The following is a 25,974-nucleotide window of genomic DNA, read 5'->3' as shown; positions in this document are numbered from 1 at the left end:
AGCACGCACCGCGCCTAGTTGCCGGCCGCATCGGCGGCGTAGGCGATACCGTTCGGCCCCGCCTGCACCGCGTGGCTGGCGATCACCTGCTGCTGCGCGACATCGATCACCGAGAAACTGGCGGCGCCCATATTGCTGACGAACACATGGCGACCATCCGCGCTGACCACCACGCCATGCGCGCCGGCGGCGGTGCGCAGCGTGGCCGTCACCTGCCCGCGGCCGGTATCGATCACCGACACCCGCTCGTCCGGCTGCGCCGCGCTGCCCTGATTGGCGACGTACAGCAACTTGCCGTCCGGGGTGGCAAACAGCTGCACCGGCGTATTGCCGACCGCGATCTTGTCCAGCAGCTGCCGCCGCACCACATCGATGACGGCGACCTTGTTCTCGCCACTGAGCGACACATAGCTGTGACGACCGTCGGGCAGGAAGGCCACCTGCACCGGCGCGCGGCCGACCGCGATCTGCGCCACCTCGCGCAGGCTGGCGACATCGATCACCGACACGCTGTTGCCCTTCATGTTGGCAACGTAGATCTGCTGCCCGTCCGGGCTGAGGCGCAGGCCGTGCGGATAGGCGCCGGTAGCAATGCGCGTCCGCAGGGTGCGGCTGGCAAGATCGAATACCTGCAGCACGTTGTTGGCGGCATCGCTGACAAAGGCCAGCTGGCCGCTGCGGTCGGTAATCACGTGCGCCGGATGGCCGGCCACCGCCAGGCTGAACGCCGGGGCGGCGGTGTCGGCCACATCGAACACCAGCAGGCGGCCGTCGTCGGCGCTGTTGCCATGGTGGCCGGCGTGCACGCTGACGCCCACCACCAGCAGCCGCTTGCCGTCCGGAGTCAGCTGCAGGTTGTGTGGTGCGATGTCGAGCTTGACGTGGCTGGCGGCGCCATCCGCCAGCCGCACCCGACTGATCGACGCCGCCTGTTCGTTGGCGGTAAACACCGTGCCGCCTGGCGCGGCCAGCGCGCTGCCGCCGACCGTGAGCCACGCCGCCAGCAGGCCGTACTTCAAAATGCGATGCATGATGCACTCCCCTAGAATTGCCGCCGCGCGGCGAGCAGGTCTGTCCTGCGCGGCACGGCCATCGCCGGACAAAGGTGCCGGCGCCGGATACTGTCAGGCAGGCTATGCCGCGGACAGGCGCGGCGACTTGATCTGGGGCAGGCGATCACGCCACAGCGGCAAGCGCACCAAGGTTGGCCGCAAGGCGGCGCCAGCCTGCCGCGGGATGGCGCGCGCTGGCCGCCTCCCCGCTCAACCCACTTGTGCCTGGCCGGCGTCGTCCCACGGTTCAAACGGGTCCGCCAGGCCGGCCCAGCTTTGCGCGCCGGCGGCCAGTTCGGCGTCGCTGAGCAGGCAGGCATCGAAGGCCGCCGTCAGCGCCGCCACGTCCATGTCGATGCCGATCAGCACCAGCTCCTGCTGGCGGTCGCCCCACGGTTCCTGCCAGCGGCTGGCGATCAGCGCGCGGCTCTCCGCGTCGTCCGGCCAGTCTTCGCGATCGACCGCGTCCCACCACAACCCACCCAGACCGTGGCGCGACATGGCACCGGCCTGCGACCAGCTGCCAACCAGCAGCGGCCGCGTCGCCAGCCAGAAGTGGCCCTTGGAGCGCACCACGCCCGGCCACGCTTGCTGCAGCCAGTGGTAGAGGCGCTGCGGATGAAACGGCTGGCGCGCACGGTAGACAAAGCTGCCGATGCCGTAGGCCTCGGTTTCCGGCACGTGCTCGCCGCGCAACTCCTGCAGCCAACCCGGCGCCTCGGCGGCGGCGTCAAAATCGAACAGCCCGGTATCCAGTACCGCCGCCAGCGGCACGCGGCCAAAGTGGCTGCTGACGATGCGCGCGCGTGGGTTAAGCGTGGCCAGGATGGCCTGCAGGTGGCGGATGTCGGCGGCGCTCATCAGGTCGGTCTTGTTGAGCACGATCACGTCGCAGAACTCCACCTGCTCCACCAGCAGGTCCACCACCGTGCGCTCGTCGTCCGCGCCGGCCTGCTCGCCGCGCTGCGCCAGGCTGTCGCGCGAGCCGTAGTCGCGCAGGAAGTTGAAGCCGTCCACCACCGTCACCATGGTGTCCAGCCGCGCGATGTCGGCCAGGCTGGCGCCGTTGTCGTCACGGAAGGTAAAGGTCTCCGCCACCGGCAGCGGCTCGGCGATGCCGGTGGATTCGATCAGCAGGTAGTCGAAACGGCCGGCGGCGGCCAGCTGGCGGATCTCGACCAGCAGGTCCTCGCGCAGCGTGCAGCAAATGCAGCCGTTGCTCATCTCCACCAGTTTTTCCTCGGCACGGCTGAGCGCGGCGCCGCCGTCGCGTACCAGCTGCGCGTCGATGTTGACCTCGGACATGTCGTTGACGATCACCGCCACGCGGCGGCCGTCGCGGTTGTGCAGGATGTGGTTGAGCAAGGTGGTCTTGCCGGCGCCGAGAAAGCCGGACAGCACGGTGACGGGCAGGCGATGGTCTGATGGCTGGGACACAGCATTCCTTTCGTTATAACGTAACAATCAATAAAGTTACGTTATAACACATCTACCAAGCCTACGGCTCGCGTCACGTTACTGACATTTGTCCGTCACACGCCTGCCACCCGACGCCGCCACAATGCCGGGATGCACAACCCCGGAGGCGATATGCATACCCATACCCTGGTCAACAAGGCGGTCCACAACAGCCGCAGCACCGGCACCCGCGCGCTGGGCGACCGGCTGTTCGCGCGCTGGTTCAGCCAGCTGGTCTACGCGCAGATCTGGGAAGACCCGCTGGTCGACATCGACGCGCTGGCGCTGCAGCCCGGCGCGCGGGTGCTGACCATCTCCTCCGGCGGCTGCAATGCGCTGGCCTACCTCGCCTGCGCGCCGCAGGAGGTGCACGCGGTAGACCTCAACGCCAGCCATCTGGCGATGCTGGCACTGAAGCGCGCTGCGTTCCAGGCCCTGCCGGACTACCCGGCGCTGCTGGCCTTTCTCGGCGGCGCCGACGATGCGGCCAACCTGCAGCGCTACCGCCAGCATCTGGCGCCGCAACTGCCGCCTGCCGCGCGCGCGTACTGGGAACAAACCGACTGGCGCGGCCGGCCGCGCTACAGCCTGTTCGCGCGCCACGCCTACCGTCACGGCCTGCTGGGGCGCTTCATCGGCGTCGCGCACGGCCTGGGGCGGCTGCTGGGCGGGAACCTGTCGCGGCTGGCCACCGCGGCCAACCTTGACGAGCAGCAGGCGCTGTTCGATCGCCATCTGGCGCCACTGTTCGACCACCCGCTGCTGCGCTTCCTCGCCCGCCGTCCGGCGATGCTGTACAGCATGGGCATTCCGCCGGCGCAGTTCGCCGCATTGCTGCACGACGCCAACGGCGATCTGCCGGCGCTGTTCCGCGAACGCATGCGCCGCCTGGCCTGCGATTTTCCGCTGGCGGACAACCCGTACGCGCAGCAGGCATTTGCCCGCCGCTACGATACCGGCCGCCAGAGCGCGCTGCCGATGTACCTGCAGCAACAGCACTACGCCGCCATCCGCGAGCACAGCCAGCGCCTCTACAGCCACCACTGCTCGCTGACCGATTTCCTCGTCAACCGCCCGTCGCACTCGCTGGACGCCTACCTGCTCCTCGATGCACAGGACTGGATGGACGACGACCAGCTCAATGCGCTGTGGCGCGAAGTGACCCGCACCGCCGCCCGCGGCGCGCGGGTGGTGTTCCGCACCGGCGGCAGCGCCTCGCCGCTGGAAACACGGCTGGCGCCGCAGGTGCGCGCCGCGTGGCACACCGACCCCGACCACAACCGCGAGCTGCACCGTCGCGACCGCGCCGCCATCTACGGCGGCGTCCACCTCTATATCAAGCAAACATGACCCTACTCGAACCCGCGCTGCTGCTGGACGGCCACGCCAGCTGGCTGAGCCAGGCCCGACTCAACGGCGGCCAGCACTGGGTGCGCAATGCCGCCTGCGACGTGTGCTGCAGCGACGCCGGCAATCCGCCGATCCCGGTCACCCGGCTGCACACCTTCAGCGCGCAGGACAGCTACGTCGCCAGCGCGCGCTCGGCGTGGCTGCGCTACGCGCAGGACGAAGCGCAGCGCAAGAGCCGCTCGCTGGGCACACTGGCGCAGGTCGCCGGCCTGCCGCTGTCCGGCCTGATTACCGCCGCGCGGCTGGACGAGGCGGCGGTAATCAACAACTGGCTGATCTCCACCAACCTGCACCCGCAGTGGCAGGACAGCGACCTGTCGCTGCTGACCGAGTCGGTGATGACGCGCCACTGCGACAGTCCGCTGCTGCTGCGCAATGTCAGCGATGCGGTCAACCCCGGCCTCGCGCAAAGGTTGGCCGCACAGGGCTGGACGCTGCTGCCGGCGCGGCAGATCTACACCTGCGATCCGCAAGACCCGGCGGTGTGGCAAAGCCCCAACGTCAAGCGCGACCAGAAGCTGCTGGCACAGCCCGATCTGCAGCTGGGCGGCCCGGACACGCTGACCGCGGACGAGCTGCCGGCGTTGCGGCGCTGCTTCCGCGCGTTGTTCATCGACAAGCACTCGGTGCTGAACCCGGATTTCACCGATGCCTTCTTCGCGCTGTGCCTCGACAAACGCTTCCTGGAGCTGCATGCGCTGCGCCTGGACGGCCGCATCGTCGGCGTCATCGGCCTGTATCAGCGCTATGGCTGGCTGACCACGCCGCTGCTGGGCTACGACACCACGCTGCCGCCGGAGCTGGGGCTGTACCGGCGGCTGATGGCGCTGCTGCTGCGCGAGGCACAGGCACGCGGCCTGCGCCTGCACTACAGCTCCGGTGCCGGCGCCTTCAAGCAGCATCGCGGCGGCGTGCCGGCGCTGGAATACAGCGCGGTGTTCAGCGCCCACCTGCCGGGGCGGCAACGGCTGGCGCTGAGCACGCTGGCCGGCATCCTGCAGCGCATGGCCGGGCCGATCCTCAGCCGTCACGGCTGAGCATGGTGGTGGCGGTTTGTGACTTTGCTTAGCTGAAACAAGCATTGGCATAACTCATGCCAATGACGTTATGCTGCGCCATTGGCATGACCGTTATGTACAAAGGAACCCACCATGCAATTGCGCACCCTGCTGCCCTTGTCCCTGCTCGCCCTGTCCGCCACCGCGCTGGCCAAACCGCTCACCGTCTGCACCGACGCCAGCCCGGAAGGCTTCGACGTGGTGCGCTACAACTCGCTGACCACCACCAACGCCAGCGCCGACGTGCTGTTCAACCGGCTGGTGGAATACGACGCCCGCCAGGGCAAGCTGGTGCCGTCACTGGCCACACGCTGGACGGTGGCGCCGGACGGCCTGTCCATCACCTTCACCCTGCGTGACAAGGTCGCCTTCCACCGCACCGCCTGGTTCAACCCCACCCGCGCGCTGGATGCCGACGACGTGGTGTTCAGCTTCCAGCGCATGCTGGACAGCAACCACCCGTGGCACAAGACCGCTCCCACCGGCTACCCGCACGCCAAATCCTTCCAGCTCGACAAGCTGATCAAGGCGGTGGTGCGCGTCGATGCCCGCACCGTGCGCTTCGAGCTGAACCAGCCGGACGCCACCCTGCTGCCGACGCTGTCGATGGGCTTTGCCTCGATCTACTCCGCCGAATACGCGGCGCAACTGGCGCGCGCCGGCACCCCGGAGCTGCTGAACAGCCAGCCGGTCGGCACCGGCCCGTTCCAGCTGCAGGGCTTTGCCAAGGACAGCGCGGTGCGCTATGCGGCCAACCCCGCCTACTTCGGCGGCAAGCCGGCGGCAGAACGGCTGACCTACGCCATCACCCCCGACAGCAATGTGCGTGTGCAGAAGCTGAAAGCCGGCGAATGCCAGATCGCCATCGGCCCGAAACCGCAGGACGTGCAGGAAGCCAGCGCCGACAGCCGCCTGCGCGTACTGACCACCCCGGCGTTCATGACCGGCTTCGTCGCGCTCAACAGCCAGCACAAGCCGTTTGACGACAAGCGCGTGCGCCAGGCGGTGAACCTCGCCTTCGACAAGGCCAGCTACCTGAAAGCGGTGTTCGGCGGCAGCGCCATCGCCGCCAGCAACCCGTTCCCGCCCTCCACCTTCGGCTACAACAAGGCGATCAAGGACTACCCGCAGGACATCGTCCGCGCCAAGAAACTGCTGGCCGACGCCGGCCACCCCAACGGCTTTGATACCAGCATCTGGATCCGCCCCACCGGCAGCACGCTGAACCCGAACCCGAAAGCCGGCGCCGAACTGCTGCAGGCCGATCTTGCCAAAATCGGCATCCGCGCCGAGATCAAGGTCATCGAATGGGGCGAGCTGATCAAGCGCGGCAAGGCCGGCGAGCATGATCTGCTGTTCATGGGCTGGGCCGGCGACAACGGCGACGCCGACAACTTCCTCACCCCGCAATTCAGCTGCGCCGCGGTGCAATCCGGCACCAACTTCGCCCGCTACTGCGACCCGAAGCTGGACAAGCTGATCACCGACGCCCGCCGCGACGCCAGCCCGAAACTGCGCGCCGCCAACTACGCCCGCGCGCAGCAGATCATCAAGGAACAGGCGCTGTGGCTGCCACTGGCCCACCCGACCGCCGCAGTGATCACCAGCAACAAGGTCAGCGGTTACCAGGTCAGCCCGTTCGGGCGCGTGGATTTCAGCAAGGTGGTGCTGAAGTAAGCGTTTTGGCTGACGCCTGAAACAACTGCGGCCAACCTTGGTGACAAGGTTGGCCGCATGACTTTATGGGGCGCCCTTCAAAAGCGGCAGGCCCGTACCTCAGTCGCGCACATGCCAGTCGTCACCAGGCATGCTGCCGGTTATCCGGAAACGAGCCGTCTTTGACGGCCGCGACGTATGCCGCGAAAGCAGCGTGCACATCATCAGCCTCGCGCAGGAAGTTCCGCACGAACTTCGCCATGCGCCCAAGATTGAGGCCAAGCATGTCATGCATCACCAACACCTGGCCGGCAGTGCCGTTGCCGGCTCCGATGCCGATGGTGGCGCAGGACTTCATCTCACCGGAAATGGTTGCGGCAAGCCGGGCGGGAATCATTTCCAGCACCATCATCGCCGCCCCGGCGGCGTCCAGCGCCGCGGCCTCGGTCCGGATCCGTTCCGCCGCCGCCTCCTCGCGCCCCTGGACACGATAGCCGCCCTGTGCCGACACGGTTTGCGGCGTCAGCCCCAGATGGCCACAGACTGGAATACCCCGCTCGACCAGAAACGCCACCACATCGGTGGTCCAGCCGCCGCCTTCAAGCTTGACCATCTGCGCACCGGCCTGCATCAGCTGAATGGCGGAGCCAATCGCCTGGTCACGCGAGTGCTGGTAGCTGCCAAAGGGAAGATCGGCAATCAGCAGCGCGCTTCCTTCGGCACGAACAAGCCCCTGGGCGACACACTGGGTGTGATACAGCATGCTCTCCAGCGACACGCCGACGGTACTGCTTCTGCCTTGACACACCATGCCCAGCGAGTCGCCAACCATGATGCAGTCGACCCCCGCAAAATCGGCGGCGGCGGCAAAGGTGGCGTCATAGGCGGTCAGCACCGCGATTTTTTCGCCATTGGCCCGCATCTCGGCGATCTGCCGGGTGGTCACTGGCTTGCGCTTGCGCCCCGCAGGGCCCTGAGGTTGGCCGTAAGGGGGCGTCGCGTGATTCGCACTGTCGGTCTGGCCGCCGAGGGTTGGTCGGGGCATATGGTCTGGCATCTTGAAAGCTCCTTAGCGCATGGCAAACCGTCCGCAGGTCATGCCGTGTAGGTCATGCAGCCTGCCGGCCGCCAAATAAAATAATTGATGCTGAAGCCGCGCAACGGCTGACACGCTGACAGGCACCAGCAGCCCGCCGGCCGGATCAGTCTTGAGCACGGACGTTGGCGATGGTGGCCTGCATCAGCGCCACCACTTTGTACGCGGTGCAGCCGTCGGGGTAGGCACGCACTTCGCCGGTGCAGACGGTGAGCAGCTTGCCGGCATTCTGGACCGTACCGATGGCCACGAAACGCTCACCGAGTGCGGGCCGGAGCAGGTTGATCTTGAATTCGGCGGTGACCACTTCGTACCCCGCTGCCGCCTTGGTCAGCGCGGCATAACCGCACGCGCTATCCACGATGCTGGTGATGGCGCCCGCATGCACATAACCGTGCTGTTGCGACAGCGCGCGGGAAAAAGGCAGGGCGATGTGGACTTCCCCATCGGCGACATGGGCGAGCGTAGCGCCCAGCGTCGCCATCAGGCCCTGGTCGCGGAAACTGGCAGCAATTCTTTCGTGGAGATCATTCATGTTGCGGGCACCTTGGCAAGGGTTGGAGGCTGCCATGCAATTTAGCAGCCTTGTACCTGCTTGTATTTGTCATTGGCGGAATACCGGCCGGTCGCCGGCCGTGTCGTGGCGCATTTTTCCCGGCATCGGCTCAGCGCATGAGCTGCTCGGCAAACAGCAGCGTGGCGATGACGATCATCGCGGCACCGGACAGGCGGCTGACGAGCAGCGCCGCCCGCGGGCGGGTCTGCAGTACCGCCCCGGCGCCAAAGCCGACCAGCAGATAGACCACGCCGCAACTGACGATGTGAACCAGCCCCAGCGCAACGATCTGCAGCGGCACCGACCACGACGCGCTGCGGTCCGTAAACTGGGGAAGCAAGGCCAGGAACAGCAGGAATACCTTGGGATTCAAACCGCTCACGCAAACGCCTTTCACGGTCCAGCGCGCCCATGAACCGGATTCCGCGATCTCGGCGGCGCTGGGCACGGAGGGATGGCGCAGCATGCCGATGCCAACCCACAGCAGATAGCCGGCGCCGACGACGGTGAGCGCGGTCAGGGTCAGCGGGTGGCCGGCCACCAGGGCGCCCACGCCGGCCGCCACCACCAGTGTCGCCAGCAGGTGGCCGATGAGCAGGCCGGCGACCGCCGGCACCACCACCCGCCCTCGCATGCCGGCGGAGATCGCATACGCCCAGTCCACACCGGGGGTGATGACAAACAGGATCGACACCGCCCAGAAAGCCGCAAAAATGCCATAGCTCATGCTGCGGCTCCCGCACACCGCCGCCGGGCTGTGGCCCGTGGCTCGATTGCTGCCGGGCTGGCAGACCACGCCAGGCCGGCGATAGCCGAATCCGTCTCCGCCGGCTGCCGCCGACCGCGCTGTGTTTTCATTCCGTACTCCTCCAGAGGCATATCGCCTACCTTCCGCCACCTTGGCGAGGTAGATGTTTCCAAGTTCGTGTTGCTGTTGGAAATAATATTCCCTGGAAGTTAGAATGTGCTCTCAAGTTTTTGTGATGCATCTGCAGTTTTTGGAAAATTTTTCTAAATGGACAAGATTGATTGCAAGATCCTTGCCGAACTCCAGTCCGACGGGCGGCTTTCCGTCACCGAGTTGGCCGACCGCATCGGGCTGAGCGTCTCGCCCTGCCATCGCCGAGTGCGCGCACTGGAGCAGTCCGGGGCGATCAAGGGCTACCGTGCCCACCTCGACCCCGCAAACCTGGGCCTGAATTTTTCCGCCCTCGTTTTTGTGACGCTGCGCGACGGAGATCACCACGCGGTGCAGACCTTCGAGGCGTCACTGCTCGCCATTCCGCAGGTTATCCAGGCCCAGCGGCTGTTCGGTGACCCCGACTATCTGCTCCACGTCATGACCCGCGACCTGCCCGCTTTCCAGCAGCTGTACGATGAACGCCTTTCCAGCCTGCCCAGCGTGCAGCGCCTGACCTCCACCCTGGTCATGAAGAATGTCATTCAGGACCGTCCGCTGCCGCTATGATCCCTGCGCTACAGGCCGGGCAATGCGCTCGCATTGTGGCCGTGCGGTCGGAAGCGGCGAAGGCCGCCGGCTGATCGGCGCATCCGGGTATCCCCACGATAATTCACCACCATATGGACGATATTCCCCGGATGCGGCGTCGCCTTATCCAGGCTACGAATCTTCCCCCGCCGTTTTCAAGCGCCTGAAATAGCCTAAAAAAACACGCGGCCAACCTTGCCAGGGTTGGCCGCGTGTCTGTATTTGTAGCGGATTGCGCCCTACTCCCCCATCACCACGCCTTCGCGGCGCGGGTCGGCGCCGCCAAAGTAGCCGCTGCCCGTGCGGCCGATGGCCTGCAGGCCGCTGGTCATATCGGTTTCGCGCACCTCATGGCCGTGCGCCTGCAGCCACTGCACGGTGTCAGCCGAGAAGCGCTTTTCTTCCAGCAGCGTCGGCGCGCCGGTAGCACCGAAGTTGGGCAGGTTGATCGCCTGCTGCGCGTTCAGTCCCCAGTTGAGCATGCCGTACAGCGTCTTGGCGGTGTAGTGGATGATCAGCGCGCCACCGGGGCTGCCGCCGCTGATCAGCAGCTGGCCGCTGGCCTTGTCGAACACCAGCGTCGGACTCATCGAGCTGCGCGGGCGCTTGCCCGGCTGCACGCGGTTGGCGGTGGGCAGGCCGCTGGCGTCGTTGGGGGCGAAGTTGAAATCGGTCAGCTCGTTGTTGAGCAGGAAGCCGCCAACGCCGTTACCGGACGGATTCACCATCTGCCGCGCGCCGAACTGCGCCTCGATGGTGGTGGTCATGCTCAGCGCGTGGCCGTCGGCATCGACGATGCTGATGTGGCTGGTGCCGTATTCCGGCTGCGCCGCGGCTATGCCTAGCGCCAGCGGCATGGCGCCGGGCTGACCAGGCTGTGCAGTCTTCATGCTGTTGTCGCCGATCAGCTTCGCGCGCGCCGCCAGATAGCCGGGCGCCAGCATGGTGTGCCAGCTGCCGCCGGGCGGCTGCACGAAGTCCGGATCGCCGACGTACTTGGCGCGATCGGCAAACGCCAGTCGTGACGCCTCGCTGTACAAGTGCAGCCACTGCGGCGACGGCAGCGGCTTGCCGTCCGCGCCCTGCTGCAACGGCAGGCCGGCGGCCGGCGTGTGGTTCAGGATGCCGAGGATCTGGCCGATGGCGATGGCGCCGCTGCTGGGCGGCGGAAAACCGCACAGGCGGTAGTCGCGGCTGGCGGCGCGGTAGTCGCTACACAGCGCGTCACGCTTCTTCGGCCGGTAGCTGGCGAGATCGGCCAGCGTCAGCTTGCCGGGGTTGGCCGCATGGCCCTGCACCTTGGCGACGATGGCCTCGGCCACCGCGCCCTGCAGCAGCGCCTTGCTGCCCGCAGCGGCGATCTGCCGCAGCACGTCGGCGTAGGGCTTGTTGCGCAGCAGGTGGCCGACCGGGTACGGCTCGCCGCTGGCCTGATAGAAGTAGGCGGCGGCCACCGGGTCCTGCTTCAGGAAGGCGTCGGACTTCAGCAGGGTATGCAGCCGCGGGCTGATGGCGAAACCCTGTTCGGCGAGGCGGATGGCCGGCTGGAACAGGTCCGTCCACGGCAGCTTGCCCTGCTCGCGGTGCGCCTGCTCCAGCATCGCCACCACGCCGGGCACGCCAACCGAGCGGCCACCGACCACCGCGTCGTTGAACGCCAGCGGTTTGCCGTCGGCACCGAGGAACAGCGTCTCATCGGCGGCGGCCGGTGCGGTTTCACGGCCGTCCCAGGCGCTGACCTGCTTGCCGTCGTAGTACAGCAGGAAGGCGCCGCCGCCGATGCCGCTGCTTTGCGGCTCCACCAGCCCCAGCACCATCTGCACCGCGATGGCGGCATCCAGTGCACTGCCGCCGGCGGCCAGCACCTGACGACCGGCGTCGGTGGCCAGCGGATTGGCGGCGGCCACCGCGTACTGTCTGGTGGCCCAGCCCGGCTTGTCCTGATAGCCGGAGGCGGCTTCCGGCTGCGGTGGCAGCGGGCTGTAGGTGAACGATGGCGGCGTGGCGGCACAGGCGGCCAGTAGCAGCGACAGGGCAACGGTGGACAGGCGGGCGCTCATGGTGGGGTCCTTGTCAGGCGGCGGGAACTATAGCCATAGCACATGCCATGCCAAATGGAAAACCGGCGTGCACGGCGTGGCGGCCAATCGACGCGGCGTGGCCGCGGCGGCGCTGTTAAAATGCGCGCTTTTGCCGCCGGCCCCGCCCATGCTCACCATCCTCTATCGTGACCAGCACCTGATCGCCATCGACAAGCCGTCCGGCCTCTTGGTGCACCGCAGCGAGATCGACCGCCGCGAAACCCGCTTCGCGGTGCAATTGCTGCGCGACCAGATCGGGCAGCAGGTGTTTCCGGTGCACCGGCTGGATCGCGGCACCAGCGGCGTGCTGCTGTTCGCGCTGGACAGCGACAGCGCGCGACTGCTCAACCAGGACTTTGCCGCCAAGCAGCCGGCCAAGACCTATCTCGCCGTGGTGCGCGGCCATCCGGCCGACAGCGGCGACATCGACCACGCCATCACCCGCCAGCCGGACGAGCGCGAATACGTGCACGGCAACGCGCAGCTGAACGCGCAGCCGGCCTTCACCCGCTACCGCACGCTGGCGCGCTGCACCCTGCCCTACGCCGTAGACCGCTATCCGCAAAGCCGCTACGCGCTGCTGCAGCTGATGCCGGAAACCGGCCGCCGCCACCAGCTGCGCCGCCACCTGAAACACATCGCACACCCGATCATTGGCGACGCCACCCACGGCAAGGGCGTGCACAACCGCTTCTTCCAGCAGCAATTCAACGTTGGCCGCATGCTGCTGCACGCGGTAGAGCTAAGCATCCGCCATCCGCACAGCGGCGAGGCACTGACCATCACCGCACCGCTGAGCGGCGACTTTGCGCGGCTGGTGCACGAGCTGGGCTGGGCCGAGGTGCTGCCGGCTGCGTGGCTGACAGAAGCGTAATGCTCTACTGAATGACAAAGGTTGGCCGCACGCCATTACAAGCTTGCGGCCAACCTTTATTTGAGGCGGAACAGATTGCGCAGCGCAAGGCCAGCAAGAAAGAGGCAGGCTAGCGAAATGACTTTGTGCAATGCCAGCACGAGCACGGGCACGTTATTATTTTTTAACGTAGCTATCGAATGCAGCTTGTCAAAGCCGGTCAGCGGTAAAGACTGCGCTAAGCTGAACTCCAGCCACGACCATTGCACCTTACAACTAGCATCCAGTGACCCACAGATGGTCAAATCATGGGTTGATATGCCGTAGTAACCATATGTGAAAGCGAAGGCAATCCAGGCCACGGCGAACAACGCTAAAGGACGCCATAGGTTGAAACCAAAATCGCTGCTCTTTTCGTACAACAAGTACATGAATTTGGCAGCACCAGCCCGCTTTGCCTCCTCCTTCATTTCCAGTTTGAAGAAGCGTTGCTCCTCTCGGTGCGCTTGCTGTTTGCTGAAAGCCAGCTTCAGTGTGCGATAGGCGCGGGCCGCTTCGTCGCTACCGCTGGCCGGCGGAAATCTCGCACCATCAAATGTCGTGTCCTGGTGCAACTCACAGCCGTGAAATTTGGGTGCCGCGTCGAACATGACATATCGGCGCGGTTCAGGGTCATTCTCCCAAAGCAACTCGCAGTTCCCGTCAAATTTCGCTAGCCCAGCCTCATCACGTTGCACCCGTCTTCTTGAGTAACCTTCAGGCAGGCAGCCGAAGTCGGTTTTGCCGGTAAATTTACGGTTGGAAAAATCGGCTTCACCAGCAAAATGCGCCCCAGCAAAACTGATCGCCAGGAATGTATCGGGTGCCAGCCCTCTAGCCTCCGCCCATGCTTTTGCTGACTGATAGTGTTCATCATCTAGGTAGATGGTGCGGCTCGTCGCCCAATTTGTACCTTGGAAATTTGCACCCTTACCCCACTCGGCGCCATAGAAACAGGCTCCAGCACCCCACTGTGCCGCGACAAAACCGGCAAACGCACCCCACCTTGCACAGCTGAAATTACCCGCGTCGCCCCACTGCGCACCATTTAGGTTGGCAAAATCTCCCCACTGTGCCCCACTGAAGTTGGCAAATCGGCCCCACGATGCACCTTTGAAATTAGCACCAAAACCCCACTGCGCTCCTCGAAAATCGGCACCATCCCCAAACACGTAGCCCGAAAAATCAACCGGATCACCTCGAAAATCCAGACCAGAAAAATCGGCGTGGTTAGTAAAATGGGGAAACATCCCCGTCACCGGAAATATTTCCCGCCAAGCATTCCACGCCTCCTTGCCTAATTTGACCAACACCAGGCAACCGGATTTGCTGATGTTGAAAGGCATACCATTTTCAGTGTTGTCAAACAGTGCCTGCACTTCGGGCGGAAGCGTAGCAAACCGTTCAACTATGGAGGGCAATTCGGGCTTGACGGTATCGTTCATGGTGGGCGATCTGGCTAGGAGCTTGTAAATGCACTCGGCATTGTACAGACAAGTGTTTACCTGCAGGCAGAGCTACCCTGTTGCTGCCGGCGGCGTGGCTGGGCGATGCCGGCGCGGACAGCGACTGACTGCACAATTGCGGCCACCCCTGGCCGCAAGGCCGCGGGACGGGCGGCGAATTGCGCTACAATGTGCGGCTATTTTGTCCGAACGACCGCCATGCTTAGCTATCGCCACGCCTTTCACGCCGGCAACCACGCCGACGTGCTGAAACACCTGATCCAGGTGCAGATCATCGACTACCTCGGCCAGAAGGATAAGCCGTTCTGGTACATCGACACCCACGCCGGTGCCGGTGCCTACAGCCTGACCGAGGGCTACGCCACCAAGACCGCCGAATACGTCGATGGCGTGGCGCGGCTGTGGCAGCGCGACGATCTGCCGCCGGCGGTGGCGCGCTATCTGGAGGTGGTGCGCAGCATCAACCCGGACGGCGAGCTGCGCCACTACCCCGGCTCGCCGTGGTTCGCCGCCGAGACCATGAACCGCAGCGAGAAGCTGCGCCTCTTCGAGCTGCACCCCAGCGATTTCCAGCTGCTGGGCGAGTGCTTCGCCGATGCCGGCCGCCGCATCAAGGTCGAGAAAAACAACGGCTTCGAGGCGCTGAAATCCATCCTGCCGCCGCCACCGCGCCGCGCGCTGGTGCTGATTGACCCGCCGTACGAGGACAAGGGCGACTACCAGCGGGTGGTGAACGCGATGCAGGAATCGCTGAAGCGCTTCGCCACCGGCACTTACGCCATCTGGTACCCGCTGCTGCAGCGGCCGGAGATCAAGGACATGGTGGCGCAGCTGAAGGCGCTGCCGTGCCAGAGCTGGCTGGACGTGACGCTGACGGTGCGCACGCCGTCGAAGGAAGGCTTCGGCATGCACGGCAGTGGCATGTTCATCGTCAACCCGCCATGGACGCTGCCAGCGACGCTGAACGACACCCTGCCGTGGCTGACCGCGGCACTGGCGGTGGACAAGGGCGCCTGGCATAGCATGGAATACCGCGAGAACAGCTAAGCCCACCCGATGTAAAAAATGGCCCTGCACACGCAGGGCCATTTGCTTGCGGCCAACCTTTTGCAGCGGGCGTGACTACGGTCAGGTTTGGCAGTCGCCCGGCTCCGGTGCCAGCAGCAGGCGGCGTTCGCTGTGGAACTGGCACGCCTCGCCGCTCACCGGATCGGTAAAGGCAATGCTGCGTGCCAGCAATTGCAGCGGCTGGCTGAAGTCGTCCGCCGCCTTGTCCGGCAGCAGCGCCGGATACCACGGGTCGTTGACGATGGGGATGCCCAGCGCGGTCAGGTGCGCGCGCAGCTGGTGCTTGCGCCCGGTCAGCGGCGACAGCCGGTAGTGTGCCAGCGCACCGGCGCGGGCGATCAGCTCGACACGCGTCTCGCTGTTGGCCTCACCGGCCACCTCGTGCATGCGGAAGCAGTCGTCGCGCTCCAGCAAGCGGCTGCGGTGCGTAAGCGGCAGGGCCAGGTCGTCGCGCCACGGCGCGATCGCCTCGTAGGTCTTGCGAACCTCGCGCGTCTGGAACAACCCCTGATAGGCGGCGCGGTGCGCGGGGTCGATGCAGAACAGCATCACACCGGCGGTTTCGCGGTCGAGGCGGTGGATCGGCGTCAGCTGCGGCAAGTCCAGCTCGCGGCGCAGGCGGCCGAGCAGTGTCTCGCGCAGGTGGCGGCCACCGGGAATGCAGGCGAGGAAGTGCGGCTTGTCGGCCACCAGCAAGCGCGCGTCGCGGTACAGCACCGTGGCCGCAAACGGCACCGCCACCTCGTCCGGCACCTCGCGGTAGTACCAGATGCGGCGGTTGGCCGGATACGGGCTGTCGAGGCGGTGCGGCCGGCCCAGGTGATCGAACACCTCGCCGTTTTGCAGCCGCGCGCGCCACACCGCAGCGGGGATGTGCGCGAAGTGCGCAATCAGGAAGCTGAGCAGGTCCGGCCAGTTGCCGGCCGGCAGTTGCAGGAAGCTCGGCGCCACGCCGGCGCGCTCGGGAATGGGAGAAACACGTTGATTCATCGCGCGATTGTAAGGCCACACGCGCCAGTTGGCAGCAGGCGCGTTAAAATGCCGGCTTCACCGCATCGCGAAAGCGCAGAAACATGGCTGTAAAGAAGAAACCGGCCGCCGCCAAGCCGAACAAGGAAGAAAACGCACAGCTGGCCAAGCGCCTGGCGCGCGCCGATGTCACCGTCAACGCGGTGTGGGCGCTGCTGGACAGCCTGCTGGCCGACGACGGCCTCGCCGCGCAGCCGCTGGCCGAGAAATACGCGCAGATGAGTGGCGTCTATTTCCGCAAGATCCGCAACGGCCGCGTGCTGAGCCTCACCGACTACGCCATCGCCGTCGATCTGTGCACCGCCGCGCGCCGCGCGCTGCGCAGCCTGGACGACAGCCTGCAGTTCGCCGACCACCCGCGCGGCGAAACGCTGCGCAGCGTCGCCGAACAGGCGCACCAGGTGCTGATGGAGCACTATCACCTGTCCACCAAGCCGGGCCGGCCGCTGCCGCCCTGAGAACCTGTTCACGATCTGCTGCAACTGATCTCACAGGGCGATACAGCGTTGAAAACGGCTTCGGCATGCTGGTTTATCTCTAGTTAAACGCCGCTTCCCCTGCCGTTTTCGCCTTGTCTCGCGTGAGCGTGCGAGATCGTGAGCACGCCCTGAACGCTGTGCTGCGGCCAACGTTGGCCGCACGCCGCCCCTATCGCTTACCGCCAAGGCCAGACCATGAAATTCAAACCGATGACCGAACAAGACTACCAGCGCCTGGGCGAAACCCTGAGCCGGCTGGCACCACAGGGCGCGATGTCGCTGGAAAAGCTGGACGGCTTTTTCGCGGCGCTGCACGCCGGGCCGGAGGCGATCAAGCCGGCCGACTGCCTGCCGACCATTCTCGGCGCCGCCTTCGACGACGAGGCCGCCTTCGCCTCGCCCAAGGTGCTGGAGAAGTTCGTGGCGCAGGTGATGGGCCACTGGCTGGAAATCGCGCGCACGCTGGCCAACGGCGAAGACTTCTACCCGTGGCTGGACGCCGACGAGCACGGCGTGGTGCACGGCAACGACTGGGCCGAGGGCTTCAGCGAAGGCATGCAGATCCTGTACGACGACTGGACGCTGCTGTTTGACGATGCCGAGGCCGCCGGCGCACTGGCACCGATCATGGCGCTGGCGTTCGAGCACCATCCCGATCCGGAAATGCGCCCCTTCCTCGACGGCGCCAGCGCCGAACAGAAGGCGGAATGGCTGGGCGAGATCTCGACCTCGGTGGCGCAGATCTACCGCTTCTTCGCCGCCCTGCGCCAGGAAATGGAAGACGCCGAAAGCGACGCCAACGACGACTGAGCACGTCCGCTGCACCATCCAGGCCGCCCGGCATTCGCCGCGGCGGCCGTTTTCATTGCGTCCCGTCGCGGCCACACACCGGCCACCGCTGCAGCGCATCATCGCCCCGCGCCGGCCGGCTGCGCCCCGTCACCAGCCATCACCGTGACGGCCGCCGCACCGTCTTGCGGCCAACCTTGCTCCGGCACCGCCCTTTTCGCCCCGCAGCCGCCCCGTTAGCGGCACGTTCGCCACCGCGCCGCGCCAGCCACCCACAAAAACAACAGCCCGTCCGCCCCTGCCGCACACTATTTTCACACCGCACCAGCAACGGAAAAATAGCAAAAACTCTAACGCAAACCACTGATAAATATCGTTTTTTGCAGTGCAGCATCGCTCGGGTTGATTTTTGCTATCAGAATTTGCGATTGGTCAGCCGCCGCCCGCTTTCGTACATTCTGAAGCCATGACAAGCCCACACTGTTTTCAGGGCCATAACAAGTACGCCATAACAAATTACGACTGACCCGACGCGTCGAACAAACAGCCTCACCCGCTCGACCTCACTCTGCAAAGCAAAAGGAAACCAACGATGTCAGCAATCGAATCCGTGCTCAAAGAAACCCGCAGCTTCCCTCCTTCCGACGCTTTCCGTGCCAAGGCCACCCTGTCCGGCATGGACGCCTACAACGCCCAAGCCGCACTTGCCGAAGCGGACTACGCCGGCTTCTGGGGCAATCTGGCACGCGAGCTGCTGACCTGGAGCAAGCCGTTCACCACCGTGCTGGACGACAGCAATGCGCCGTTCTTCAAGTGGTTTGCCGATGGCGAGCTGAACGTTTCCTACAACTGCATCGACCGTCACCTGGCCACCAAGGCCAACAAGACCGCGATCATCTTCGAAGCCGATGACGGCAGCGTCGAAAACATCACCTACCAGCAGCTGCACGAGCGCGTGTCGCGCTTCGCCAACGGCCTGAAATCGCTGGGCGTCGCCAAGGGCGACCGCGTGGTGGTGTACATGCCGATGGTGGCCGACGCGGTGGTGGCGATGCAGGCCTGCGCCCGTATCGGCGCCATCCACTCGGTGGTGTTCGGCGGCTTCTCCGCCGGCGCCGTGCGCGACCGCATCCAGGATGCCGGCGCCAAGATCGTGATCACCGCCAACGAAAGCGTGCGCGGCGGCAAGCAGATCCCGCTGAAGGCCACCGTCGACGAGGCGCTGACCCTGGGCGGCTGCGAATCGGTGGAAAAAGTGGTGGTCCTGCAGCGCACCAACGGCCAGGTGGCCTGGGGCGAGCGCGACATCTGGTGGCACGAGCTGACCGCCAGCCAGTCCACCGACTGCCCGCCGGTGACCATGAACGCGGAAGACCCACTGTTCATCCTGTACACCTCCGGCTCCACCGGCAAACCGAAGGGCATCCAGCACAGCAGCGCCGGCTACCTGCTCGGCGCACTGAACAGCTACCGCTGGACCTTCGACGCGAAGGACGACGACGTGTTCTGGTGCACCGCCGACGTGGGCTGGATCACCGGCCACAGCTATGTCGCCTACGGCCCGCTGGCCTTCGGCGCCACCCAGATCATCTTTGAAGGCGTGCCGACCTACCCGGATGCCGCCCGCTTCTGGCGCATGATCGAAGCCCACAAGGTCAGCATCTTCTACACCGCACCGACCGCGATCCGCTCGCTGATCAAGCTCGGTGCCGATCTGCCGAAACAGTACGACCTGTCCAGCCTGCGCCTGCTCGGCACCGTCGGCGAGCCGATCAACCCGGAAGCGTGGATGTGGTACCACGAAGTGGTTGGCGGCGGCCGTTGCCCTATCGTCGACACCTGGTGGCAGACCGAGACCGGCAGCCACATGATCGCGCCGATGCCGGGCGCGGTGGCCACCAAGCCGGGGTCGTGCACCCTGCCGCTGCCAGGCATCATCGCCGACATCGTCGATGAAGCCGGCGGCCCGGTGGATGCCGGCAAGGGCGGTTTCCTGGTGATCAAGAAGCCGTTCCCGTCGCTGGTACGCACCATCTGGAACGACGCCGACCGCTTCAAGAAGACCTACTTCCCGGAAGAGTTCAACGGCCAGTACTACCTCGCCGGTGACTCCGCCAACCGCGACCAGGACGGCTACTTCTGGATCATGGGCCGCGTCGATGACGTGCTGAACGTGTCCGGTCACCGTCTGGGTACCATGGAAATCGAATCGGCGCTGGTGGCCAACCCACTGGTGGCAGAAGCCGCGGTGGTCGGCAAACCGCACGAGGTGAAGGGCGAAGCGGTGGTGGCCTTCGTGGTACTGAAGGGCGAGCGCCCGGTCGGCGAAGAGGCGAAGAAAGTCGCCGCCGAGCTGAAGGCCTGGGTAGCGCACGAGATCGGCAAGATCGCGCAGCCGGACGACATCCGCTTCGGCGAGAACCTGCCGAAGACCCGCTCCGGCAAGATCATGCGCCGCCTGCTGCGCTCGATCGCCAAGGGCGAGGAAATCACCCAGGACGTGTCGACGCTGGAAAACCCGCAGATCCTGCAACAGCTGCAAGAACCGCAGTAAACCTCGCACCCTGCGCAACTGAAGTCGCCCCGGCCCTGCCGGGGCGTTTTTACGCCAGACGGGAACCGTCTCATGAGCCGTACCGCCAACGTGACACTGGTCAGCGCCACCGTTGAATTCCTGCGCAAGCATTCGCCGTTCGACCGCATGGAAGACGCGGCGCTGGCCTTCCTCGGCCAGCACGCCAAGCTCGCCTACTATCCGAAAGACAGCCTGATCCTGACCCCGGACATGGGGCCGCCGCCGCACTTCTTCGTGGTGCAGCGCGGCAAGGTGCTGTCGCGCGAGGACGGCGAGAGCGCCTCCGGCAACGTCATCATCAGCAGCGGCGAGTGTTTCCCGATCGGCGCCGCCAGCGGCCAGCGCGCCACCATCTGCACCTACAGCGCCGTGGATGACGTGTTCTGCTACCAGCTGGACAACCAGGACTTCCAGCAGCTGCTGCTGATCAGCCCGGTGTTCAACCGCTTCTGCGCCAGCCACATCTCCACCCTGCTCAGCCAGTCGCGCAAGCAGATGCAGGCGCAGTTCTCGCAACGGGCGCTGGAACAGCAGTCGATGGCGACCAAGCTGCACGAGCTGTGCAAGCGGCCTCCGGTCACCGCCCGCGCCGACGACCCGCTAGAAGCGGTGCTGACGCTGATGGGCGAAACCGGTGTCGGTTCCATCGTCATCGTCAGCGAGAGCGGTGTCGCACAAGGCATCTTCACCCAGTCCGACGTGCTGAAACGGGTGGTATTGCCGAAGCTGGCGCTGGATTGCCCGATCTCGCAGGTGATGTCGCGCAAGCCGCACACCCTGCCGCAGGATGCCACCGCCTACGACGCGGCGCTGGCGATGGCGATGCACGGCATCCGCCACGTGCTGGCGGTCGACGACGACAATCTGGTGCTGGGCGTGATTTCGGAGCGTGACCTGTTTGCCATGCAGCGCGTCGGCCTGCGCCAGCTGCGCTACGCGGTGGAAACCGCCGCCGACATCACCACCCTGCAACAGGTTGGCCGCGACCTGCGCCAGTTCACCATGAACATGCTGGGCCAGGGCGTCGGCGCCGAGCAGCTGACGCAATTCATCTCCGCACTCAACGACGGCATCACCCGCCGCGTGATCGAGCTGAACCTGCAGCAGCACGACCTGTACGGTGTCGACTGGGCGTGGCTGTCGTTCGGTTCCGAGGGACGCGAGGAGCAGACCTTCAGCACCGATCAGGATAACGGCATCATCTACCTGTGCCCAGAGGCGATGGACAAGGACCAGCTCAGCATGCGGCTGCTGGATTTTGCTCGCGACGTGAACGCCGACCTCGATCGTTGCGGCTTCCCGCTGTGCAAGGGCAACATCATGGCCGGCAACCCGGAGTGGTGCCTGACGCTGGAGGAGTGGCAGGAGAAGTTCGCGCGCTGGATCCGCGCCCCGGACCCGGTGGCGCTGCTCAACGCGTCGATCTTCTTCGATTTCCGCCCGCTGTACGGCAAGCGCTATCTCGCCAACCAGCTGCACAAGCGCCTGCTCGCGCTGAGTCAGGACAACAGCGTGTTCCAGCGCATGCTGGCCGGCAACGCGCTGGCGGTGGCGCCGCCGCTGGGTCTGCTGCGCGACTTCAGCACCGAGGAATACCACGGCCAGGGCGGCTACATCGACCTGAAAAAATCGGCGGCGCGCCTGTTCGTCGACGCCGCGCGGGTGCTGGCGCTGGCCAAGGGCATCGCCGCCAGCAGCACCATCAAGCGCCTGGAGCGCGCGGCGAAACAGACCGGCTCGGCGCCGGAAGAAACCGCCGCCATCATCGACGCCTTCAACTTCATTCAGATGCTGCGCCTGCGCCACCAGCACCTGGAAGACGAGCACGGCCGCCCCGGCGACAACCTGATCCAGCCGGACAAGCTGAACCCGCTCGACCGCCGCATCCTGAAGGAATCGTTCCGCCAGGCACGCAAACTGCAGCAGAAACTGAAGGTGATGTACCAACTATGAACTGGCTGAGCGGCTGGCTGGACCGTTTCCGCCCTGACAGCAAGCCGCAGCTCAGCGACGAGCAGCTTGAGCGGCTGCAGCGCTGGCAGGCGCTGCCGGCACACGACTGGCAGCAGGACAGCCGCAGCACGCGCTATCTGGTGGTCGATGTCGAGGCCAGCGGCCTGCAGATACGCCGCGACCACCTGATCTCCATCGGAGCGGTGGCACTGGATCGCGGCGTGATCAACCCCATGGACGCCTTCGAGGCGGTGCTGCGCCAAGACACGGTGTCCTCCACCGAGAACATCCTGATCCACGGCATCAGCGGCTCGGAACAGCGCGAAGGGCTGGAGCCGGCGGAGGCGCTGCTGCGCTTTCTGGAATACAGCCGCCACACGCCGCTGGTGGCCTACCACGCCTATTTCGACCAGGCGATGATCGCGCAGGCGATGCGCCGCTTTCTGGGCATCCGCTATCAGCCGAAGTGGCTGGATCTGGCGTGGCTGATGCCGGCGCTGTTTCCGGACCGCTACTGCAACACGGTGGCGCTGGACGAGTGGCTGGACACTTTCGGCATCGAGAACTTCCAGCGCCACAACGCAATCTCGGACTGTCTGGCGACAGCACAATTGCTGCAGGTGGCACTGCAACGGGCGGCGGAACGCGGCATCGACACGCCGCAGGCGCTGGCCGCCAGCGAGAGCCTGCGCCGCCGCAACAGCTGGTAGGGAATAATCCTGCGACAGGCTGTTTTTTGTGCGCAGCCACCGGGCAAAACCGGTCGCCGCGATGAAACAGGCATCAACAGCCCCTAGTTGTCGCTCTTGGTCTGCCAGCGGCTTTCCAGCTGCCGCAACTGGCCGCTTTTGCGCAGCTGCGCCATGCCTTCGTCAAAGCGGCTGACCAGACGCTCGACATCGGGGTGCGCCCTGGAGAACGACACGTACACCGGCCCCGGCGCCAGCTTGCCCACCGGCCGCACCCAGCCGCGCAGATCGGGGTTCTGCCGCAGCATGTGGTTGACGGTGCCCTCCCACGCCACCACGTAGGGGATGCGCCCCGCCTTCAGCTTGCGGAAGGCGTTGACCTCGCGCGTGGAGTACTCCTTGCGGATCGCGGCATTGGCGTCGAACTCCTTGCCGTAGCCGTAGCTGAGCACCACGCCGACTTCCTGCCCTTCCAGCGATTTCATGTCGAGATCGCGCTCCGGGCGGTTGCTGCGGCTGTAGATGCTGATCTGGCCTTCCAGCAGCGGCAGCTGCGCGTAGCGGTAGTAAGGCTCGTAGAAGTCGTTGCGCGAGGTGGTGAAGCAGCCGGCATAGCGGGCCGTGCGCGCCACTTCCATGCAGCGGCTGTAGGACAGCGGCTGGAAGCGCACCACCACGCCTTTTTGCTGGTAGATGGCGCGCATGATGTCGATGGTCAGGCCGGCCGCCTGGCCATCGCGGACGCCGGAATAGGGATACCAGTCGTCCTCGGCGGCGAACAGCAGCTCGACCGGTGTCGAACTCTTGGCCACGGCCAGGGCGGGTGCCCCGGCCAGCAACATCCATACCGCCATCCGCAATCGATTCATGACAATAGCCTGGATTGTTTGAGTTTTTTATACCGATCGTATTATACAACACTTGCTCATCACCGGCCCGCCAAGCGGCGTGCTCAGCCTTCCACCAGCTCGCTTTCCTGCTGCAGGCGCCACATTTCGGCGTAACGACCGCCGGCGGTCAGCAGCTGGCGGTGATGGCCGCGCTCGATGATGCGGCCGCCCTCCATCACGATGATGGTGTCGGCATCGGCGATGGTGGACAGCCGGTGCGCGATGATCAGCGTGGTGCGGTTGGCCGCGATGTCGAACAGCTCGGTCTGGATCGCCTTTTCGGTGCGCGAATCCAGCGCGCTGGTGGCCTCGTCGAAGATCAGCACCGGCGGGTTTTTCAGGAGGGTGCGCGCAATCGCCACCCGCTGCTTCTCGCCGCCGGACAGCTTCAGGCCGCGCTCGCCGACGGTGGTGTCGTAGCCGTCCGGCAGGCTCATCACGAAGTCGTGGATGTGCGCCGATTTCGCCGCCTCGATCACCTCCTCGCGACTGGCGCCGGGGCGGCCGTAGGCGATGTTGTAGTAGATGCTGTCGTTGAACAGCACCGTGTCCTGCGGCACGATGCCGATGTGCGCGCGCAGGCTGTCCTGCGTCAGCTCGCGGATGTCGGTGCCGTTGAAGCGGATCGCGCCGCTGCCGACATCGTAAAAGCGGAACAGCAGCCGCGACAGCGTCGACTTGCCGGCGCCGCTGGCACCGACCACCGCCACGGTGTGACCGGCGGGGATGTCGAAGCTGACATCGTGCAGGATCTGGCGCTTGGCGTCGTAACCGAAGCCGATACTGTCGAAGCGGATTGCCACCTGCTTGGCGGCCAACGTTTGCGCGGCGGGATGGTCATCGACCTCGGCGCCGACGTTCAGCAACGTGAACATGCGTTCCATGTCGGCCAGCGAGTGCTTGATCTCGCGGTAGACAAAGCCGAGGAAGTGCAGCGGCGCCCACAGCTGGGTGATGAAGGTGGCCACCAGCACCACGTCGCCGACGGTCATCTCGCCGCTGACCACGCCGCGCGCCGCCAGCCACATGATCAGCGTCACGCCGGTGGCGATGATCACGCCCTGGCCGGCGTTGAGCATCGACAGCGACACCTGGTTCTTGATCGCGGAGCGCTCCCACGACGCCAGATTGCCGTCGTAGCGTTCGGTCTCGTAGCGTTCGTTGCCGAAGTACTTCACCGTCTCGTAGTTGATCAGCGCGTCCACCGCCTTGCTGTTGGCCTTGGAATCGAGGTCGTTCATGGTGCGGCGGAACACGGTGCGCCACTCGGTGATGGTCAGCGTGAAGGCGATGTAGATGGCGATGGTGGACAGCGTCACCACTGCGAACCACACGTTGTAGCGGTACAGCAGGATGCCCAGCACCAGCGCGATCTCCACCAGCGTCGGCAGGATGTTGAACACGGTGAAGTTGAGCAGGAAGCCGATGCCCTTGGTGCCGCGCTCGATGTCGCGGCTCATGCCGCCGGTTTGGCGTTCCAGGTGGAAGCGCAGCGACAGCCGGAACAGGTGCGCGAACACCGAGCGAGCCACCGAGCGCACCGCGCCCTGGATCACCCGCGCAAAGATCGCGTCGCGCAATTCGCCCAGCACGCTGGACACCAGTCGCGCGAAACCGTAACCGACCAGGGCCAGCACCGGTACCGCCAGCAAGGTCGCCGGGATCGACAGCTGGTCGACGATGTCCTTGAGGAACAGCGGCGTGATCACGCCGGCGATCTTGGCCGACACCAGGCAGGACAGCGCGAACAGCACCCGCCACTTGAAGCTCCACAGGTAGGGCAGCAGGGTTTTCAGCGTTTTCAGGTCATCCCGGTCGGTCGGGGGCGGGGTATTGCTATGGGCGGCTGGTCGCATTCGGCTGCTCTTGGTCGATACAGGGTAGGTACAGGGGTGACGGTGTCTCAGTGCAGGGTGCGCGGCGCGATCAGGTGGAATTCCGGAATCGGCGCCTCGAAGCGGGTACCATCGTCGGCCTGCATCTGGTAGCTGCCGTGCATGCTGCCGTAGGGGGTGCGCAGCGTGGAGCCGCTGGTATAGCTGTAGCTCTCGCCCGGCTGCAGGTGCGGATGCTCGCCGACCACGCCCATGCCGCGCACTTCCTGCTGCTCGTTGTTGGCGTCGGTGATGATCCAGTGCCGCGACAGCAGCTTGGCCGGGTGGCGCCCGGTATTGCGCAGCGTGATGCGATAGGCAAACACGTACTGGCCGGCTTCGGCGTTGGAGTATTGCTGCTGGTAGAAGGCTTCGGCCTCGACCGTGATCTGGTAGTCGTCGTTCATGGGTGGC

General features: G+C 65.5%; 22 protein-coding genes. 11 read left to right on the top strand and 11 right to left on the bottom strand.

Features of this window, described 5'->3' with window-relative positions; translation table 11 throughout:
- Positions 1 to 14: 14 nt before the first annotated feature.
- Together C8E02_RS03645 and zigA are read right to left on the bottom strand one after the other, a co-directional pair.
- Positions 15 to 1,031 (bottom strand): YncE family protein, encoded by a 1,017-nt coding sequence (locus tag C8E02_RS03645; protein ID WP_120809680.1) that lies wholly within the window; start codon positions 1,029 to 1,031, stop codon positions 15 to 17.
- 231 nt (positions 1,032 to 1,262) lie between these two features.
- On the bottom strand, positions 1,263 to 2,489 hold the full coding sequence (gene zigA / locus C8E02_RS03640) for a zinc metallochaperone GTPase ZigA (protein WP_120809679.1): 1,227 nt from the start codon (positions 2,487 to 2,489) through the stop codon (positions 1,263 to 1,265).
- Positions 2,490 to 2,642: 153 nt separating this feature from the next.
- Here zigA and C8E02_RS03635 point away from each other — a divergent pair, with 153 nt between their 5' ends.
- The 3 genes from C8E02_RS03635 (at position 2,643) to C8E02_RS03625 (ending at position 6,655) form a co-directional block, all read left to right on the top strand.
- Complete coding sequence (locus C8E02_RS03635; RefSeq protein WP_170152091.1) at positions 2,643 to 3,860, top strand: BtaA family protein; 1,218 nt, start codon at positions 2,643 to 2,645, stop codon at positions 3,858 to 3,860.
- A complete protein-coding gene (locus tag C8E02_RS03630; RefSeq protein WP_120809677.1) occupies positions 3,857 to 4,957 on the top strand; it encodes a GNAT family N-acetyltransferase in 1,101 nt (366 codons plus the stop codon). Before C8E02_RS03635 ends, C8E02_RS03630 begins: the two co-directional genes overlap by 4 nt.
- A gap of 114 nt (positions 4,958 to 5,071) precedes the next feature.
- Positions 5,072 to 6,655: an ABC transporter substrate-binding protein gene (locus tag C8E02_RS03625; protein ID WP_120809676.1), complete on the top strand. Its 1,584-nt coding sequence runs from the start codon at positions 5,072 to 5,074 to the stop codon at positions 6,653 to 6,655.
- A gap of 121 nt (positions 6,656 to 6,776) precedes the next feature.
- Here the strand turns inward: C8E02_RS03625 and panB are convergent, their stop codons facing one another.
- The 3 genes from panB to C8E02_RS03610 form a co-directional block, all read right to left on the bottom strand.
- Positions 6,777 to 7,691, bottom strand: a complete 915-nt coding sequence (gene panB / locus C8E02_RS03620) for a 3-methyl-2-oxobutanoate hydroxymethyltransferase (protein ID WP_281268903.1) — start codon at positions 7,689 to 7,691, stop codon at positions 6,777 to 6,779.
- A gap of 145 nt (positions 7,692 to 7,836) precedes the next feature.
- Entirely contained in the window at positions 7,837 to 8,265 is a 429-nt protein-coding gene (locus tag C8E02_RS03615; RefSeq protein WP_120809674.1) for a PaaI family thioesterase, read from the bottom strand.
- A gap of 130 nt (positions 8,266 to 8,395) precedes the next feature.
- A complete protein-coding gene (locus C8E02_RS03610) occupies positions 8,396 to 9,013 on the bottom strand; it encodes a LysE family translocator (protein ID WP_120809673.1) in 618 nt (205 codons plus the stop codon).
- A 288-nt stretch (positions 9,014 to 9,301) separates the two neighbouring features.
- Here C8E02_RS03610 and C8E02_RS03605 point away from each other — a divergent pair, with 288 nt between their 5' ends.
- Positions 9,302 to 9,754: an Lrp/AsnC family transcriptional regulator gene (locus C8E02_RS03605; protein WP_047966346.1), complete on the top strand. Its 453-nt coding sequence runs from the start codon at positions 9,302 to 9,304 to the stop codon at positions 9,752 to 9,754.
- 260 nt (positions 9,755 to 10,014) lie between these two features.
- Here the strand turns inward: C8E02_RS03605 and C8E02_RS03600 are convergent, their stop codons facing one another.
- Positions 10,015 to 11,835, bottom strand: coding sequence for a gamma-glutamyltransferase family protein (locus C8E02_RS03600; RefSeq protein WP_120809672.1), 1,821 nt, complete (start codon positions 11,833 to 11,835; stop codon positions 10,015 to 10,017).
- A gap of 148 nt (positions 11,836 to 11,983) precedes the next feature.
- Between C8E02_RS03600 and C8E02_RS03595 the strand changes: the two genes are divergently transcribed.
- On the top strand, positions 11,984 to 12,730 hold the full coding sequence (locus C8E02_RS03595) for a pseudouridine synthase (protein WP_120809671.1): 747 nt from the start codon (positions 11,984 to 11,986) through the stop codon (positions 12,728 to 12,730).
- Between the two features lie 56 nt (positions 12,731 to 12,786).
- Here the strand turns inward: C8E02_RS03595 and C8E02_RS17125 are convergent, their stop codons facing one another.
- Positions 12,787 to 14,193 carry a pentapeptide repeat-containing protein gene (locus C8E02_RS17125; RefSeq protein WP_147424422.1) on the bottom strand — a complete coding sequence of 469 codons (1,407 nt, stop codon included), beginning with the start codon at positions 14,191 to 14,193 and terminating at the stop codon, positions 12,787 to 12,789.
- Between the two features lie 219 nt (positions 14,194 to 14,412).
- On the opposite strand from C8E02_RS17125, the gene C8E02_RS03585 reads away from it, so the two are divergent.
- On the top strand, positions 14,413 to 15,261 hold the full coding sequence (locus C8E02_RS03585; protein WP_120809669.1) for a 23S rRNA (adenine(2030)-N(6))-methyltransferase RlmJ: 849 nt from the start codon (positions 14,413 to 14,415) through the stop codon (positions 15,259 to 15,261).
- Between the two features lie 81 nt (positions 15,262 to 15,342).
- Here C8E02_RS03585 and C8E02_RS03580 read toward each other — a convergent pair whose 3' ends face one another.
- A complete protein-coding gene (locus C8E02_RS03580; RefSeq protein WP_120809668.1) occupies positions 15,343 to 16,272 on the bottom strand; it encodes a pseudouridine synthase in 930 nt (309 codons plus the stop codon).
- Between the two features lie 83 nt (positions 16,273 to 16,355).
- On the opposite strand from C8E02_RS03580, the gene C8E02_RS03575 reads away from it, so the two are divergent.
- From C8E02_RS03575 to C8E02_RS03555, 5 genes are all read left to right on the top strand, one after another.
- Positions 16,356 to 16,769, top strand: coding sequence for a hypothetical protein (locus C8E02_RS03575; protein ID WP_120809667.1), 414 nt, complete (start codon positions 16,356 to 16,358; stop codon positions 16,767 to 16,769).
- A 216-nt stretch (positions 16,770 to 16,985) separates the two neighbouring features.
- Positions 16,986 to 17,600, top strand: coding sequence for a UPF0149 family protein (locus C8E02_RS03570; RefSeq protein WP_047966352.1), 615 nt, complete (start codon positions 16,986 to 16,988; stop codon positions 17,598 to 17,600).
- Between the two features lie 571 nt (positions 17,601 to 18,171).
- Positions 18,172 to 20,133, top strand: coding sequence for an acetate--CoA ligase (gene acs, locus C8E02_RS03565; RefSeq protein ID WP_120809666.1), 1,962 nt, complete (start codon positions 18,172 to 18,174; stop codon positions 20,131 to 20,133).
- A 72-nt stretch (positions 20,134 to 20,205) separates the two neighbouring features.
- Complete coding sequence (locus C8E02_RS03560; protein WP_120809665.1) at positions 20,206 to 22,107, top strand: DUF294 nucleotidyltransferase-like domain-containing protein; 1,902 nt, start codon at positions 20,206 to 20,208, stop codon at positions 22,105 to 22,107.
- Positions 22,104 to 22,817 carry a 3'-5' exonuclease gene (locus C8E02_RS03555; protein WP_120809664.1) on the top strand — a complete coding sequence of 238 codons (714 nt, stop codon included), beginning with the start codon at positions 22,104 to 22,106 and terminating at the stop codon, positions 22,815 to 22,817. Before C8E02_RS03560 ends, C8E02_RS03555 begins: the two co-directional genes overlap by 4 nt.
- An 83-nt stretch (positions 22,818 to 22,900) precedes the next feature.
- Here the strand turns inward: C8E02_RS03555 and C8E02_RS03550 are convergent, their stop codons facing one another.
- The 3 genes from C8E02_RS03550 to apaG form a co-directional block, all read right to left on the bottom strand.
- Positions 22,901 to 23,665, bottom strand: coding sequence for a substrate-binding periplasmic protein (locus C8E02_RS03550; RefSeq protein ID WP_120809663.1), 765 nt, complete (start codon positions 23,663 to 23,665; stop codon positions 22,901 to 22,903).
- 83 nt (positions 23,666 to 23,748) lie between these two features.
- A complete protein-coding gene (locus C8E02_RS03545) occupies positions 23,749 to 25,542 on the bottom strand; it encodes an ABCB family ABC transporter ATP-binding protein/permease (protein ID WP_120809662.1) in 1,794 nt (597 codons plus the stop codon).
- 47 nt (positions 25,543 to 25,589) lie between these two features.
- Complete coding sequence (gene apaG / locus C8E02_RS03540) at positions 25,590 to 25,967, bottom strand: Co2+/Mg2+ efflux protein ApaG (RefSeq protein ID WP_120809661.1); 378 nt, start codon at positions 25,965 to 25,967, stop codon at positions 25,590 to 25,592.
- Between the last annotated feature and the right edge of the window lie 7 nt (positions 25,968 to 25,974).

It is taken from the genome of Vogesella indigofera, assembly GCF_003633895.1.
GTDB classification, from domain to species: Bacteria; Pseudomonadota; Gammaproteobacteria; order Burkholderiales; family Chromobacteriaceae; genus Vogesella; species Vogesella indigofera.
Note: the sequence above shows the minus strand (reverse complement) of the source record. Positions and strands in the feature narration are given on the sequence as shown.